Here is a 15,705-nt window from a genome sequence, read left to right as displayed (position 1 = left end):
ATAAAAAAGTATAATAAATGGTAGTCTATTAGTCAGTCAGTTATTTACTATGACAAAACGCTAATAGGAGAACCATATGATTAACACAACAGATTATGTCGGTACATTATTTGATAATAGTGAATCAAACCCAAGCAAAATTACCCTAGCCTTCACGATGGCAGGCGTGGCGCTTAAAAAAGGTCATTCTGCCTCAGTGATATTGATGGTAGATGCGGTACATTTGGCATTGCCGAACGCTTTAGATAACGTCAATATTGGCGCACCATTTGAACCTGCTGGCGAGTTGCTAGAAGCCTTTATCGAAAAAGGCGGTCAAGTATTGGTCTGTAGCGCGTGTATGAAACATGGTGGCGTAGAAGAATCGGCCATTGATAAGCGCTTCACGGTCATCAGTGGTGATGATGTGGTTGAGCTGCTGATGAATGCGAAAGGGTCGTTGCAGTTGAATTAAGCGTTTAAGCTAAGCAATTATTTTATAAAAATGGGTCAGTCTTCTTAATTATCGTTTTGATAGTTTGGAGGCTGACCTATTTTTTTATTTGTCAATAGAAATGCTCGTAACTTAAATCAATACATAAACTTTAGTGTGCTAATATCTCATTATAAACTGTAAAGAACGAGTGGATTTAAAGATGACCAACAGGAATAATGAATATGAAAGCTTCTTGGACGCATGGCAAGAAGTGATAGAAGTAACTGAAAATATATCTATAGTAGATACCGATAATGAAAATGAAAATATTGATTCCACTCAAGATTTTGCCAGACTAATAAAAGTCACTACTTATATAGATGAAGCGATAAAAAGTATTGATAGTGAGCTGGTTCCTTTGACCTTATGGAGTGAATGCAAAAATCATTCTATAAGTTGCAAACCAAGTGTTGAAGAAGCTGTTAATACCCGTACTGAAGCAACTATTCTAACAGCCAATAATCAAGTAGATATCTTACTTTCTAAACTTGCTCCCTATTTTCAAGACTCTTTGGTAAAAATCAAGGCACTGAAGCCTGCTTTTAATGCCTATATTAAATACATCACAAATCAGCTAGATGCTTATAAAAAGAAAAATGACGATTTGGTGAAAGATCTTGAGCAAAAACTAACTATTTCTTCAGATATTAATGATGAATTACATGGATACAAAGAAAATCTTTCAAAGTTATACGGTGAGCTTGTAGTAGGTACAGATCAAGAAACATCATTACAAGAAAAATTAAAAGATTTAGAGCAATCCATAGATGAGCAACATTCTAAAATAGACGATTTTTATAGCTCTCTTTTAGTAGATGAAGGTTCAATAAAATCTAAAATTGAGGAAGCACAAGAACTAATAATCACCACAAACTTAGAGACTCAACAAATTAGTGACGATTTATCTGAAAAGCTAAGTGAGCTTAAAGATTTTCACAAGAAAGTATTTGGTGAACCCAATGCAGAAGGAGATGTGGAAAACGGACTTAAATTTGAAATTAATGAGAGAAAGAACAACTTAGACTCACTTATAACTACGCAAACAAATCAGTATCAAGCTATAAAAGCAAATATTGAAAGTTTGTTGCCTGGTGCCACAAGTGCGGGACTAGCAAGTGCATATCATGATCTAAGTGTTTCTTTCGTTAAGCCGATAACAATATATACATGTTTGTTCTTTCTATCTATAGTTGTACTTCTAGGACTAGCCCTATATTTTACTAATCAAAATGCAATTTTAACTAATGTTCCTACTACTACTTCTGATATCACTATTTTGAAAGATATTGGTATCTTTTTACTGCAACGATTACCGATAGTTCTACCAGTAATATGGCTTGCAATATTCGCCTCAAAAAGAAGAAGTGAAGCGGAAAGATTAAAACAAGAATATGCACATAAAGAGGCGTTAGCTAAATCGTATCAAAGCTTCAAGCTTCAAATAGAAGAGCTTGATGGTGAAAACAAAGAGCCTTTATTAGAGAAACTTTTGGCTGTTGCTATTGATACTATAGCTACAAATGCCTCAAGTACATTGGATAAAAAGCATGGTGATAATGTCCCTCTAATTGGAATGTTTGACAAAACTATTGATAAATTACCTTCTATCAATTCTAAGGAATAAAAATTACTTAGTATCGATAGTTAACTACAAAACTGTAGCCAAAACCTACCCCTTCTATTTAGCAACTAAATACACATTATCTAACACGCACGCCATCCAGCTTTGCTAAAGTAAGTCATGAAAATTTTCTAATAATACCATTCCTAAAAATCAGAGTAGCAAGGAAAACGAGTGCAAGTACTACATTTGGTAGACTAAGCGAGTTTGACACCGCTAATCGTATTTTTGGGTTTGGTATAAAATAAAAAGGCGGCCCATCATGACCTTACTTAACACCCTTGATTTAACCTACCCTATCGTTCAAGCGCCCATGGCAGGCGCAACCACACCTGAGCTGGCGGCAACGGTCAGTAATTTCGGTGGACTGGGGTCGTTAGGGAGTGGGACGACGGCACCAGATGTTTTGCATGAGCATATCAATACTCTGAAATCGCTCACCGATCGCCCTTTTATGATCAACCTAATGGTGTTATCTGAGCGCGATTCTAATACCTTGGATAGCGAAATTCCTGCTTGGTTGAGTCAGTATTATCAAGTAAATGATATAGACATGGCGTTACCTGAGCGCCCAGCGCCAAACTTTGCAGAGCAGCTACAAGTGCTCTATGACAATCCTGTCCCTGTCGCCAGTTTTACCTTTGGCATTATCAGCGCCGAGCAAGTTGAGCGCCTGCAAAGTCTAGGCACGCGCGTCATCGGTACGGCAAATCATCCATTAGAAGCGAAAGCATGGGCAGAGGTTGGTGCAGATGCGGTATGTGTACAAGGGGTCGAGGCGGGTGGACATCGCGGTGGCTGGCTCGCGCAAAGTGAAAATGATCCATTGGGATTATTGACGCTGATTAGTCAAACGCGCGCGTGTACCGATATTCCGTTAATCGCAGCAGGTGGTATCATGACTGGGCAAGCCATCAAAGCGATTCAAGCAGCTGGTGCTGAGCTGGCGCAAATCGGTACGGCTTTTTTGACCACCGATAAATGCGGTATCAATGATATCTATAAGCAAGCGCTACTCGATGCCAGTCAAGATAAGCGCAGTGCTGAGACACGCTTGACGAGACTGTTTTCGGGTAAGCAGGCTCGTGGTTTATTAAATAATTATCTGCGTGACTTTGCGCAATTTGAAAGCGCGCATGAGCTGCCGCCTTACCCACAATTAAATGCGATGACCAAAGTTTTACGTGCGCATGCGACCAATAATCTTGACCCAGAGCATCAGTCTTTATGGGCAGGACAAGGGGTCGCTTTGGTCAGACAAGAAAGAACGATTGAATTGCTAGAGCGACTGGTGGGAGAGAGATAGTTTGATTGACGTAAGTTAGATTCTAGCCCAGCATTTTAATTTTGCCATTTTTTAATAGGGTCTGTTGAACATTCAAATGTGGCATTGGCGGTGGCTATTTTTTAGACAATACGCAGTGAAATTTTTGACGCCTAGTCATTCTAGGTTAGACAATTTCGCCATGTATTGGCAAAAAATAGTCCCGCCCCGAAGGGCTGATGCTAAAATCACCCCAAACGTTGTTATAAACCTAGCTAAGGTCTCGACATTATCGTCGGTTTACGCCTAGTTTGATGCGATTTTAGCGATCAGCAGTCCTAATATTTGAATGTTCAACAGACCCTACTTTTCAGGGTTAAAAACCCAGCTTACAATAGCTAAATCTCAGGCCTCACTATATCCAGTGGATTCACTTTAAAACAGATACAGTGCGACTAGGATGAATTTTTCGTAGCCTCTGTGATATAGTCAAATCACTCAAATTATTACCCTAAACAAAAAAAGGAACACCAGACATTGATTCTAGTGTTCCTTTTTTTGAGCACAATTTTTCTAAATCACTACTTTTTTAGTCCTGCACGAAACTTCTTATAATCTTTCGCCGTATCTTCCACCGCTTCTACCATCGGCACGTGACCCACTTCCGACATCATGATGACCTGTGCTTGTGGCATCAGCTCGCTCATTATTTTAGCAGTCTCAGGTTTTATGACCTTGTCCTCTTCTCCCCAAACGATTAGCGTCGGAATATTGTATTGAGCGACCACTTTGGCGCGTGCCTCTACATTGTCTTCGATGATCTGTTTGAGTATCTTAGTATTTAGCGCCCGATTGGCGATGCTTTCTTGGGCAAAGACCGCTTGCACGCTTTTTGGAACATAAGGCGGCTTGTACATGACCGTCTTATACATCGCAAAATACTCTTCAGTGTTGTCAATCAATAACGGGCTATTATCAAGGTCTGATGCTTTGAACTCTCGTTGCGTCTCGGCTGACCAAAATCCGCCACTGTCCAATAGCCATAGGCTTTTGACACTATTAGGATACATCGCTGCATAGGCGACACTGATAGCACCGCCCATCGAGTTGCCCCCGACATGAATAGCGGATGCCAACCCTTTTACTTGTAGCAGTTCGTGCAGGCGCTTTGCTTGAGCATCTGCGCGGTAGTCTCCCTCTGATGGCTTGCTAGAGTTACCAAAACCTAATAGATCAGGGACAATCAGATGATAATCTCCTAATTTATCGGCGATACGGGTAAAGTTGTCTTTATTACCACCAAAACCATGAATCAATAATAAAGGCTCGCCAGCTAAGTTGCCGCCCTCTAGATAAGTCATCTGCTCGCCAGATGCCAGCGTCATAGCTTTGGTCTCAAGATCTGATTTATTGCGCTCATACTGTACGAGCTTTTGGGTCGTGGCGACGGTAAAACTATTGGGCGTCGTACATCCCACGACAGAAAGAGTCAGTAGAGCAGCTAAACTCGTGCGCAGTAATGTCATTGAAACATCCTCGTTTATGGTTGGCAAAACATCTTGAATACTTAATCTTAGCATAAGCCCATTTATGGCAAATTGGTTTATGATTACGCGCAAGTCAATGTTTTTACGACAACGAGGATATTAAGATAGCTACTTTATTCAATCGACAATGTTCTATGCAATTGATAGTGTTTTAAATAAGCGAATGGATGAAATGCGTTAGTCTTCACCCAGCAAGAATGTTACCGCCGCTGCCGCATGAATGGCAGTAGTATCAAACACTGGTATTGGGCTATCGGCTTGTTTAATCAGCAAACCAATCTCAGTACAGCCTAATATCACGCCCTCTGCCCCTTGTGCGGCTAAATCTTTAATGACTTGGCTATAATACTGACGCGAGCTGTCTTTAAATTGACCGACGCATAGCTCTTTTTTGATAATTCGATGTACCTCCGCGCGCTCGTCACTTTCAGGGATAAACACTTGCAAGTCTGCATCGATTAAACGCTGTTTATAAAAATCTTGGGTCATCGTAAACTGCGTACCTAATAATGCGATTTTAGTTAGATTCTGCTTTTTGATAGCGTCAGTCGTCGCATCAGCGATATGAATCACGGGTACACTGGTCACGGCTTGCACGTCATCGATCAATTTGTGCATCGTATTAGAAGCAATCATTATCCCGTCTACGCCAGCGGCTTGTAGACGCTGAGCACTATTGGCCATTATTACACCCAGCTCAGCCCATTCATCTTGCTCTTGGAGCTCATTAATGGGGCCAAAGTCTACGCTATGTATGAGCAAATCTGCTGAATGTAATCCGCCCAGCTTATCCTTTATCCCTTCATTAATCAGACGATAATAGCTCTCGGTACTCTCCCAACTCATACCGCCGATGATCCCTAAGGTTTTTTGTTGAGAGTGTCGTTGCTTTTGAGCGGTCATGATATTCTCCTAGGTGTTTTTTATTTTACTTATCGTAGCAAAATCGACTGCCTAAATTGATATTTCTTTAAGGACATAGTCATTATTATTAAGATATAACAAAGCTTATGATTGATAATAATCGTTTTCTCAATAGCTTTACACGCTATATCATAGCCTCTAATAGAATGTCGCTAATAAAATTTAGAATAATGCTTTACTCAACCCTTTACCGAACTATAAAGTCATGCTGGTATTATTATTTGAGCGTGGTTTTTCATGTAGGACAACCGAATACTATGGCCAACTTCCCAACTATTAGAATACGCACGCGCCGTAAGTACTACCGACTTATCTTTACGGGTTTGATGGCGATGATGATGTCGCTCATTATCTCGACGGCATTGATATTGGTCAAAGTAGGCTTTATAGATGGTTTCTTTATGGAGCTACTGCACTCGTGGGGACTGGCCTTTGTTTTTGCGTGGCCCAGCGCTTATATCTGCGCCTACCTAGTGCAAGAGCATGTGTTGAGTAAAATTGAGTTTTATTGAGAAACCATTTAACCGTTATCAAACCGCTATAGCGTCAACCTTATTCTTTAGACAAGCGACCCTATGGTTTAACGTGCCTTCTAGCTCAGGTTTGATTTGAGCACACTCGCTGTCTGCGATCGGGCAGCGGGTACGGAATACGCAGCCTGAGGGTGGATTGATCGGACTTGGCAAGTCGCCTTCTAACAACTGAATGGTTTTATTACGCTCAGCGATAGGGTCAGGTAATGGCACCGCAGACATCAGCGCTTGGGTATAAGGGTGCGTCGGATTGCTATACACAGCCTTGTCTACCCCTAGCTCAACAGCATGACCTAAATACATGACTAGTACCCGATCGGCGATATGCTTAATCACTGACAGATCATGAGCGATAAAGATCAGCGCCAAGCCCATCTCTTGCTGTATGTCTTGCAATAAGTTAATGACCTGCGCTTGAATAGAGACATCAAGGGCAGAGACTGGCTCATCACAGATGATGATTTTAGGCTTTAGTATCAATGCACGCGCAATACCAATGCGCTGGCACTGACCACCAGAAAACTCATGCGGGTAGCGGTTAATCTGATTGGACAGCAGCCCAACCTTTTTCATCAGGGCGCGTACTTCATCTTGTACTTCCGCTTTTTTCATGTTTGGATAATACGTCCGCAGCGGTTCTGCGATGATATCACCTACGGTCATGCGCGGATTGAGCGACGCTAGCGGATCTTGGAATATCATTTGAATGTCTTTGCGCTTCATTCTCATGGTTTTTTTGGAAGCGCCAACGATCTCTTCATCACCGAATTTAATACTGCCAGAATTGGCTTGTATGAGGCCGATGATCGTTCTTGCCAGCGTCGACTTACCGCAGCCCGACTCGCCTACCACACCCAAAGTCTCGCCAGCGAATAGCTCAAATGAGACACCATTGACAGCTTTTAAGGTGTCAGGTTTTTGCCAAAAGTACGTGCCCTTTTGCTTGATATTGAATGTCGTATGTACATTTTGCACTTGTAATAGCGGGGCTTGGCTGCTGTTTTTGACCGTCGCTGCACTTGCCATCTCTGTATTTGCCATCTCTGAACTTGATAGTGTCATACTCTAGCCCTCCAGCTTTGATAGATTATTGGTGCCCGTATCAATATCAGCATCAGTGTCTTTATCTGTTTCTGCTGACATGCTATTTTCAATGACTGCTGACTCATCGACTTGCATCTCAGGCTGCCAATGGCAAGCGCGTTGACGCTCATTAGGCAGAAACTCAAGTGGCGGCGGTACATCACGGCAGATATCCATCGCATGCGTACAGCGCTCATGAAAAGGACAGCCAGTGGGCAGGTTAAGTAGATTGGGTGGACTGCCAGGAATGGTTTCAAGCTTGCCTTTATCATCATCCAGACGCGGAATAGCTTTCAATAGCCCGATGGTATAAGGGTGCGTGGGTGTATAAAAAATCTCTTCCGTCTCTCCATATGCCATGGTACGACCAGCGTACATCACGAGTACCCGATCACAGATACCTGCCACCACACCCAAATCATGTGTAATCATAACAATAGTGGTGCCAAAATCACGCTTTAGCTCATTCAAGAGCACCATAATCTGTGCTTGTACGGTCACATCAAGCGCTGTCGTTGGCTCATCGGCAATCAGTAGTTTAGGACGACAAAGCAACGCCATCGCAATCATGACCCGCTGACGCATACCACCTGAAAACTCATGCGGATACATGCCAATACGGTTTTTTGCCTCAGGGATTTTGACCGCATCGAGCATACGTATGGACTCTGCCCACGCGTCTTTTTTGCTCATACCTTTGTGCAAGATCAACACTTCGGCAAGCTGATCGCCTATTTTCATATAGGGGTTTAGGGAGGTCATCGGATCTTGAAAAATCATAGCGATTTGCTCAGCGCGGATTTTATTAAGTGCCTTTTGCGATAATCCCAGTAGCTCATTGCCTTCAAATTTTACGGAACCTTTGGTACGACCATTCTTTGCTAACAGACCCATGATGGCAAATGCCGTCTGCGACTTGCCAGAGCCTGACTCACCGACGATGCCCAACGTCTCACCCTCATGCAGGTTAAAATTTAAACCATTCACGGCGGTCACCAGGCCATCTTCGGTCGTGAATTGCACGGACAAGTCTTTGACTGCTAGCAAGCTGCTTTCTTGATTAGCCAGATTGCCCTGATTATTGAGCTCTGACTCAGCGCCTATCTTACGGACAGTAGAATCTATTTTTTCAGGTGCACTATTAATATCTTGAGTTGCCATGATGTCGTTCTCCTAGCGAGCTTGAGCCTAGCGGTCTTTGGGGTCAAACGCATCACGCAGACCATCGCCAATAAAGTTAAAGCAAAATAAAGTAATGACCAAAAAAACCGAGGGAATCAAAATCTGCCAAGGGGCGACTTGCATCGTTTGCGAGCCTTCTTGGAGTAGCGCACCCCAACTGGTCATTGGCTCTTGTACACCAAGTCCTAAGAAGCTCAAAAACGACTCAAATAAAATCATCGTCGGTACTAGCAAAGAGGCGTAAACCACCACCACGCCAAGCACGTTGGGCACGATATGACGCAGGATAATATTAAAGCCAGATACCCCGCCGACGTGTGCCGCTTCAATAAACTCTTTGCTCTTCAGACTCAGCGTTTGACCACGGACGATACGAGCGACATCTAGCCAAGAGACCAATCCGATAGCGACGAAAATTAAAATAAGATTACGACCAAATATCGTCACGAGCAAAATCACAAAGAACATAAAAGGAAAGGCGCTAAGGATTTCTAAAAAGCGCATCATAATCATGTCGACTTTGCCGCCCAGATAGCCTGATGTTGCGCCATATACTGTACCAACCAGTACCGCTACCGTTGCACCAGCAATACCCACCAATAGCGATATTCGCCCGCCGACTGCGGTACGCACGAGCAAATCTCGACCAAGCGAATCAGTACCAAAATAGTGCTTGTTTTCAATCGAGGGCGCGGACTGCATAAAGTTCCAATCGGTATCTGCATAACCAAAAGGCGCTAGCATGGGCACAAAGATGACAAACATACCGACGAGCAATAAGATAAAAAAGCTCGTCACTGCTGCTTTGTTTTGATAAAAACGTCGCCACGCATCTTGCCACAGGCTGCGACCTTTAATCTCTTTAACAGGCGTATCCATAAGCTCGGTTGGCTGGTCTACGGTCAGGCTCATAGTCGTCCTTTTACTTATCTAATTGAGGGTCTAGTTGAGAATCTGATATTTATTTTCAAGCAACAATTGGCATTTATACGGTGTTCTTTAAGTGGCTATCAACATCAACATCAATACTGGATTTTTGGATCAATGATGGCGTATAAAATATCGACGATGGCATTAAAAGCAATCGTCAATACACCAACCAAAATGGTCAAACTAAGCACGACCCCATAATCACGATTGAGTGCCCCGTTCACAAATAACTGCCCAATACCCGGCAAACCAAAAATAGTCTCGATCACGATAGAGCCAGTAATAATGCCGACAAAGGCAGGACCTAGATAAGAGATGACAGGTAATAAAGCTGGTCTGAGCGCATGCTTCATCACGATTTGACGCATCGGTAAGCCTTTAGACCGGGCCGTGCGAATGTACTGGCTGTTCATCACCTCAATCATAGAACCACGCATAATCCGCGCGATACTGGCGACATAAGCCAATGCCAAGGCAGTGACGGGCAGTATCAGATTTCGCACTGCCCCATCGTTCCAGCCACCTGCTGGCAGCCACTGCAAAATAATGGCAAAAATAAGCACCAATAGCGGGGCTTTTACAAAACTTGGAATCACGACACCTGTCATGGCAAACGCCATCAGTACATAATCCATCCACGAGTTTTGCTTGAGCGCCGCTATCACACCAAGGATTAGTCCTAATACCAGTGCCAATATAAAAGCGTACATCCCGAGTTCCATAGACACGGGAAACGACTGCGACAATAGCTCATTGACCGTATAATCTTTATATTTAAAAGACGGGCCAAAATCACCTACTGCTAGCTGCTGTAGATAGTGGATATATTGCAACCACATAGGATCGTTAAGATTGTATTTGGCTTCGATATTGGCCAATACCGCTGGCGACAAGCTGCGCTCACTACTAAAAGGACTGCCGGGCGCTAACCGCATCATAAAAAAGGACACGGTTATCAAAACAAACATGGTCGGAATGGCTTCTAAAATCCGCCGAAAAATAAGCTTTAGCATAATGCCTCTTTATAATATTACCTGTACAACGATGCCTGATTTTAAAATGCTCGTTTTGAGTATTTACGCCGCTTTCAGATTTTCTCTGATCCATAGCAGACCGACGCTATCAATCGGAATCTCTCCTTTTCATAGCGCCTGCTGATAAGACGATTGGATGGTCATTCTTTGATGGTCAGTACTTGGTGGTTAATGCTTGGCGATAGAGATATCTTTACCTTGCCAATTGTCTAGAGGATCGTTCTTTGAAAAGCCAATGACGTAAGGTTTTACCAAACGAGGGCTGACGTAATGATAGATATTGAGTAGCCCCATATCTTGATCTAACTGTGCCTCGGCTTTTTGATACAAGCTTGCACGCTGTTCAGGCGTGACGCCCGCTTTTAACGTTTGAGCCATCAAGTTGTCAAAATTGGTACTGGCGTACTTACCGTAGTTACCGCTATTGTCAGATTTGGCAATATTCAAAAAGGCTGAAGGTTCGTTATAGTCCGCACACCAGCCAGCACGAGCGATTTGATAATTACCGTTGCGACGCGTATCAAGATAGGTTTTCCATTCTTTATTGGTCAACGTCACATCAACAAAACCAAGCGCCTGTGTCCATAATGACGTGGCGGCAACTGCGACCTTTTTATGATTGTCATTGGTGTTGTACAGCAGCTCAAACGCGAGTGGATTGCTCTCGTTGTAACCGGCTTCGTTCAATAGTTTTTTGGCCTCAGCGATACGCTTGTCCTTATCCCAAGTCGACCATTCTGGTGTATTTGCCACATCTCCATTCGCAGCGGTAGGCGTGAGCTGATAAGCCGCCGTCTGTCCTTGACCAATCACTTTATCTGCAATGGTGTCACGATCCAATGCCAAGGCTAATGCGCGACGTACTTTTGGATTGTCAAAAGGCGGTTTGACGGTATTAAATTCATAGTAATACGTACAAAGATAAGGAGAGACTCTGAGCTCATCGCCATTGCTCTCTTTTAAAGACGCAAATTGCTCGGTTGGAATCTCGTTATAAGTGACATCAACTTCACCCGCCTGATAGCGCGCAACATCGGTCGTGCTAGAAGGAATCGGTAGCATCGTGATGGTATCTAGTGTCGTATTGGCATCGTCATAATAAGAAGGATTACGTGTTAGAACGAGTTCATCGTTGATCTTCCACTTACTGACTTTGTAAGGGCCATTGACGACGATATTGGCAGGATCTGTCCATTTATCACCGAACGCTTCGACAGTTTTTTGATGCACAGGTTTGACAGAGTTATGAATCAGCATATCTGGGAAATAAGGTACGGGCTCTGATAACGTGACTTGCAGTGTTTTGTCATCGATTGCTTTTACCCCAAGCGTCTCAATGCCAGCAGCGCCTTCGACGATTTTGTCAGCGCCGACGACCTTGGCATCCACCAAATAGCTTGAATAAGGGGATGCGGTATCTGGATCGACCAAGCGGCGCATACTATAGACAAAGTCTTGCGCCGTCACAGGATCGCCGTTTGACCACTTAGCATCACGCAGTTTAAACGTCCAGACTTTGTTGTCCGGACTCTCCCACTCGGTTGCCATTCCTGGAATGGTTTTGCCATCTGCATCGGTATTGGTCAACCCTTCAAATAGTTGACGACCGATATTAGACTCCGGTACACCAGACACTTTATGCGGGTCTAGCGACTCAGGTTCCGTCCCGTTATTAATGACCAATTCTTGAGTTTCAGACAGTACACTAGGATCAATATCGGATGATGAGCTGGCATTATTGTTTGCCGTATTGTCACTACAACCGGTCATAAACATAGCGAATGCAAGGGATGTTGGTAAAAATACAGCAGTACGAAGGGAGAGAGGCTTGTGGGTCATATAGCGTCCTAGCGGGCAGATGGCGAACAGATTAATCAACCAGTTCATAAATCCATTTAAGTTGAATGTTTAGCGTTTTCATATCCGTTATTACGTTGTTAGAGGTCATAGTCTGACCATCTGTAAATAATGAACATTAGAAAACTATTGGTAATAGTAATAATAAAAAAAGTTATATATGTCAATAATTTTTCAGTTCATAGAAGAAACATAAGTTTAGTCAAACATCTGCATATACTAATAATGAGTAAAAACGAACAAAAAACATCCTAATTCGCGGAATTTTACAAGGCTTTATATACTTTTTTCATAAAAGATGCATCACTCGTTAAAATCCTGCTCTGATGTTATTAATTGTATCTGACATGTATTTAACAGTTTTTTCGCATCTATGAATGCAGGCGAATATAGACGGTTTCACATTAATGATAGAGGTGAGTCGCTGTTAAAAAATCGCGTGAAATCAAAGTGTAGTTAATACTAAATAAAATGGATACGTTATTTAATAACGCGAAACTGGTATAAATTTTTTTGGCTTGCTGTACCTATGCCGATAGGGGCTGCAAAACCAACATTAAAAACTAAGCATCCCAGTCCTGCTGTATTTTCTTCATCTTGGGATGACTATATCAAGTGGTCGAGACAAAAGAGGGTGACATTGATAAAGCAAAAGCTGATGAGACGCAACGCTATATAGTTAGTGCTGTACAACGGTGGGTAACCGACAACATCACTTAACCAAAGTAATATTGAGGTACTTAAGCATCCCTTGTTACTGTAGGTCTTGGCTTATGACTAGGGTGCATCCTCATTTTTAATATGAGGACACGTCTTAGCAGCCATGACCAATCCCTATACATAATCAAAAAAATATAGTTGATTCAACATAATTTGGATACAAGAAAGGCGAGTGAAAGTACTACAAGTAGTAGACTAAGCGAGCCTGACGCTGTATCTGATTTATATAGGATTGACTACACTCAAAAATAAATAAAGGAATACCTTATGCGTAGTGCAACTTATAACGAATTTGGCAAACCAACAGAAGTCCTCAATTTAGGCGACAGTCCTACTCCAGAACCCAAAGCCAATGAGGTACGCGTTAAAACTACCCTCGCCTCTATTCACAACCATGATCTGCTCACTATTCGCGGTCAATACGGATTCAAGCCAGAATTGCCAGCGATTGGTGGCTCTGAAGCAGTTGGCGTCATCGATGCGGTTGGCAGTGAAGTCAAAGACTTAAAGGTCGGACAGCGCGTGGCAGCAGCGAGCGTACAAGCGACATGGGCGGAATACTTCGTAGCGTCAGCCGATATGATATTTCCTGTACCCGACAGTCTGAACAATGAGATGGCCGCGCAACTTATCGCGATGCCGCTCAGCGCTCTAATGATGATCGAATTCCTAGAATTACAACCGGGTCAATGGGTCATCCATAACGCTGCTAATGGCGCAGTCGGCAAGTCGCTTGCGATGCTGGCAGCGGCGCGCGGTATCAAAACCATTAACGTGGTGCGCAGTAGTGACGCAATAAAAGAATTGGAAGCGTTGGGGATCAAAAACAATATCAACACCTCAGACGAAGACTGGCAGGATCAAGTCCGTCATATCGTCGGTGATGAAGCCATCAGTGCAGCGGTTGATTCCGTCGGCGGTGAGAACAGTGGCGAGCTATTATCCTTGCTAGGTCACTATGGTACTTTGGCCTCTTTTGGTCTGATGTCAGGTAAGCCTATGGCCATCAATCCTACTGATATGATTTTTAAACAAGCCATAATGAAAGGCTTCTGGGGCAGCAAGCTCAGCCAAGAGATGAGCGTCAAGCATAAGCAGCGCCTAGTGAATGAGCTCATCGAACGGGCAGTCGATGGCAAATTAAAGCTACCTGTTGAGGCCACTTTTGATTTGGCTGATATCACCAAAGCAGTCGATGGCGAATTGCAATCAGGCAAAAAAGGTAAAGTACTGCTAAAACCTTAAACTGTCGTTAACTTGTCATTTAGCCAGCCTTACTTTTATTGATAATGGCAGCGTTCTCTACAGTGAGAGCGCTGCCATTTTTTATGACAGTTTTTTATAGCTTACCGCTTATAACTTACCTAGTAGTATATTGATAAACAGCGGGCAACGTACATTTACCAAAGTCAGGTTGCGGGTATCAAGCCCTACTTGTTAAGGTTGATGAGTGATTAATCACCATCATTTAAAGATTAATAATTAACGATAGCTATCTAACAATAAAAAAGGATATAAGTATGCGCAGCGTAACCTACAACGAATTTGGCAAACCGTCAGACGTACTAACGATCACTGACAGCCCAATGCCAGTGCCAAAAGAAAACGAAGTCCGTATCAAGACTATTTTATCCTCCATCCATAACCACGACCTCATCACTATCCAAGGCCAATATGGCACCAAGCCAAAACTGCCCGCTCTTGCTGGTAGCGAAGCCGTGGGTACTATTGATGCTATCGGCACTAGCGTCAAAGGTATGCAAGCGGGTCAACGTGTGGTGGTCACCGGTGTCGAAGGCACATGGGCCGAGTACTTCACCGCGCCTGCCAGCAGCGTCATCCCTATACCGGACGCCATCGATGATGAAATGGCTGCGCAGCTTATTGCCATGCCGATGAGCGCCTTGATGCTCATTGAGTTTTTAGAACTAGAAAAAGGTCAATGGGTCATTCAAAACGCCGCCAATGGCGCAGTTGGCGAATCGCTTGCGATGTTGGCAGCTGAGCGCGGTATCAATACCATCAACGTCGTGCGTAGTAAAGAGTCAGCAAACGAGCTGACCGAAATTGGTATCACCGAAAACAACGTGGTGAGCGATGATGACGACTGGAAAGATCAAGTCCGTCAACTTATCGGTGATGCAAAAATCAGCGGTGCGGTCGACTCTGTCGGCGGTCAGTCTGGTGGTGACTTACTAAGCTTGCTCGGTCATGGCGGCATCATAGCAGCAGTGGGTGCGATGTCTGGTCAGCCACTCGCGCTCAATCCGACTCATCTCATCTTTAAGCAAGCGACACTCAAAGGATTTTGGGGCGGTGCATTAATGCAAAAGATGGATGCAGATAATAAAAGCCGTTTAATAAAAGAGCTTATCGAGCGCGCCGCTAGCGGTAAATTAAAGCTACCAACAGGCGGCATCTATACGTTGGACAATATTAACGAAGCGGTATCTGGCAAGGTGCAATCTGGCAAAAAAGGCAAAGTATTGATTAAGCCTTAAGCTGCTGGTTTAAGAGATTCGTTGAAAATACATT

At 43.4% G+C, this 15,705-nt stretch carries 13 protein-coding genes; 6 read left to right on the top strand and 7 right to left on the bottom strand.

Annotated elements, in window-relative coordinates; all coding sequences use genetic code 11:
- Positions 1 to 76 precede the first annotated feature (76 nt).
- The 3 genes from ACTQ9T_RS06615 to ACTQ9T_RS06605 all read left to right on the top strand — a co-directional run bounded on the left by ACTQ9T_RS06615 (position 77) and on the right by ACTQ9T_RS06605 (position 3,402).
- The gene (locus ACTQ9T_RS06615) at positions 77 to 454 is read left to right on the top strand and encodes a DsrE family protein (RefSeq protein ID WP_010197632.1); all 378 of its coding nucleotides are present in this window, start codon (positions 77 to 79) and stop codon (positions 452 to 454) included.
- 214 nt (positions 455 to 668) lie between these two features.
- Positions 669 to 2,099, top strand: a complete 1,431-nt coding sequence (locus ACTQ9T_RS06610) for a hypothetical protein (protein ID WP_440464542.1) — start codon at positions 669 to 671, stop codon at positions 2,097 to 2,099.
- 259 nt (positions 2,100 to 2,358) lie between these two features.
- Positions 2,359 to 3,402, top strand: coding sequence for an NAD(P)H-dependent flavin oxidoreductase (locus ACTQ9T_RS06605; protein WP_440464541.1), 1,044 nt, complete (start codon positions 2,359 to 2,361; stop codon positions 3,400 to 3,402).
- Between the two features lie 539 nt (positions 3,403 to 3,941).
- Here the strand turns inward: ACTQ9T_RS06605 and ACTQ9T_RS06600 are convergent.
- Together ACTQ9T_RS06600 and ACTQ9T_RS06595 are read right to left on the bottom strand one after the other, a co-directional pair.
- The gene (locus tag ACTQ9T_RS06600) at positions 3,942 to 4,886 is read right to left on the bottom strand and encodes an alpha/beta fold hydrolase (protein WP_440464540.1); all 945 of its coding nucleotides are present in this window, start codon (positions 4,884 to 4,886) and stop codon (positions 3,942 to 3,944) included.
- Positions 4,887 to 5,084: 198 nt separating this feature from the next.
- Positions 5,085 to 5,810: an aspartate/glutamate racemase family protein gene (locus tag ACTQ9T_RS06595; protein ID WP_440464539.1), complete on the bottom strand. Its 726-nt coding sequence runs from the start codon at positions 5,808 to 5,810 to the stop codon at positions 5,085 to 5,087.
- Positions 5,811 to 6,088: 278 nt separating this feature from the next.
- Here ACTQ9T_RS06595 and ACTQ9T_RS06590 point away from each other — a divergent pair, with 278 nt between their 5' ends.
- Positions 6,089 to 6,343: a DUF2798 domain-containing protein gene (locus tag ACTQ9T_RS06590; protein WP_010197607.1), complete on the top strand. Its 255-nt coding sequence runs from the start codon at positions 6,089 to 6,091 to the stop codon at positions 6,341 to 6,343.
- 18 nt (positions 6,344 to 6,361) lie between these two features.
- Here ACTQ9T_RS06590 and oppF read toward each other — a convergent pair whose 3' ends face one another.
- The 5 genes from oppF to ACTQ9T_RS06565 all read right to left on the bottom strand — a co-directional run bounded on the left by oppF (position 6,362) and on the right by ACTQ9T_RS06565 (position 12,432).
- Positions 6,362 to 7,426: a murein tripeptide/oligopeptide ABC transporter ATP binding protein OppF gene (gene oppF / locus ACTQ9T_RS06585; RefSeq protein ID WP_440464538.1), complete on the bottom strand. Its 1,065-nt coding sequence runs from the start codon at positions 7,424 to 7,426 to the stop codon at positions 6,362 to 6,364.
- Positions 7,427 to 7,429: 3 nt separating this feature from the next.
- Positions 7,430 to 8,608, bottom strand: a complete 1,179-nt coding sequence (oppD, locus tag ACTQ9T_RS06580; protein ID WP_440464537.1) for an oligopeptide ABC transporter ATP-binding protein OppD — start codon at positions 8,606 to 8,608, stop codon at positions 7,430 to 7,432.
- A gap of 27 nt (positions 8,609 to 8,635) precedes the next feature.
- On the bottom strand, positions 8,636 to 9,541 hold the full coding sequence (oppC, locus tag ACTQ9T_RS06575; RefSeq protein ID WP_440464536.1) for an oligopeptide ABC transporter permease OppC: 906 nt from the start codon (positions 9,539 to 9,541) through the stop codon (positions 8,636 to 8,638).
- Between the two features lie 110 nt (positions 9,542 to 9,651).
- Positions 9,652 to 10,572 (bottom strand): oligopeptide ABC transporter permease OppB, encoded by a 921-nt coding sequence (gene oppB, locus ACTQ9T_RS06570; protein WP_194363336.1) that lies wholly within the window; start codon positions 10,570 to 10,572, stop codon positions 9,652 to 9,654.
- 189 nt (positions 10,573 to 10,761) lie between these two features.
- Entirely contained in the window at positions 10,762 to 12,432 is a 1,671-nt protein-coding gene (locus tag ACTQ9T_RS06565) for an ABC transporter substrate-binding protein (RefSeq protein WP_440464535.1), read from the bottom strand.
- A gap of 1,005 nt (positions 12,433 to 13,437) precedes the next feature.
- Here ACTQ9T_RS06565 and ACTQ9T_RS06560 point away from each other — a divergent pair.
- Both ACTQ9T_RS06560 and ACTQ9T_RS06555 read left to right on the top strand, forming a co-directional pair.
- Positions 13,438 to 14,415, top strand: coding sequence for a zinc-binding dehydrogenase (locus ACTQ9T_RS06560; protein WP_440464534.1), 978 nt, complete (start codon positions 13,438 to 13,440; stop codon positions 14,413 to 14,415).
- Between the two features lie 275 nt (positions 14,416 to 14,690).
- Positions 14,691 to 15,671, top strand: coding sequence for a zinc-binding dehydrogenase (locus tag ACTQ9T_RS06555; protein WP_440464533.1), 981 nt, complete (start codon positions 14,691 to 14,693; stop codon positions 15,669 to 15,671).
- Positions 15,672 to 15,705 lie beyond the last annotated feature (34 nt).

Origin of the sequence: Psychrobacter sp. ASPA161_6 (assembly GCF_051970285.1) — a bacterium.
GTDB lineage: Bacteria > Pseudomonadota > Gammaproteobacteria > Pseudomonadales > Moraxellaceae > Psychrobacter > Psychrobacter glaciei.
Note: the sequence above shows the minus strand (reverse complement) of the source record. Positions and strands in the feature narration are given on the sequence as shown.

Bases quoted from the DNA above. Each gene is read 5' to 3' on its own strand.
- ACTQ9T_RS06615 (WP_010197632.1), top strand. From the start codon at position 77: ATGATTAACACAACAGATTATGTCGGTACATTATTTGATAATAGTGAA.
- oppD (WP_440464537.1), bottom strand. From the start codon at position 8,608: ATGGCAACTCAAGATATTAATAGTGCACCTGAAAAAATAGATTCTACT.
- ACTQ9T_RS06605 (WP_440464541.1), top strand. From the start codon at position 2,359: ATGACCTTACTTAACACCCTTGATTTAACCTACCCTATCGTTCAAGCG.
- ACTQ9T_RS06595 (WP_440464539.1), bottom strand. From the start codon at position 5,810: ATGACCGCTCAAAAGCAACGACACTCTCAACAAAAAACCTTAGGGATC.
- ACTQ9T_RS06600 (WP_440464540.1), bottom strand. From the start codon at position 4,886: ATGACATTACTGCGCACGAGTTTAGCTGCTCTACTGACTCTTTCTGTC.
- oppC (WP_440464536.1), bottom strand. From the start codon at position 9,541: ATGAGCCTGACCGTAGACCAGCCAACCGAGCTTATGGATACGCCTGTT.
- ACTQ9T_RS06555 (WP_440464533.1), top strand. From the start codon at position 14,691: ATGCGCAGCGTAACCTACAACGAATTTGGCAAACCGTCAGACGTACTA.
- oppB (WP_194363336.1), bottom strand. From the start codon at position 10,572: ATGCTAAAGCTTATTTTTCGGCGGATTTTAGAAGCCATTCCGACCATG.
- ACTQ9T_RS06590 (WP_010197607.1), top strand. From the start codon at position 6,089: ATGGCCAACTTCCCAACTATTAGAATACGCACGCGCCGTAAGTACTAC.
- ACTQ9T_RS06560 (WP_440464534.1), top strand. From the start codon at position 13,438: ATGCGTAGTGCAACTTATAACGAATTTGGCAAACCAACAGAAGTCCTC.
- oppF (WP_440464538.1), bottom strand. From the start codon at position 7,426: ATGACACTATCAAGTTCAGAGATGGCAAATACAGAGATGGCAAGTGCA.
- ACTQ9T_RS06565 (WP_440464535.1), bottom strand. From the start codon at position 12,432: ATGACCCACAAGCCTCTCTCCCTTCGTACTGCTGTATTTTTACCAACA.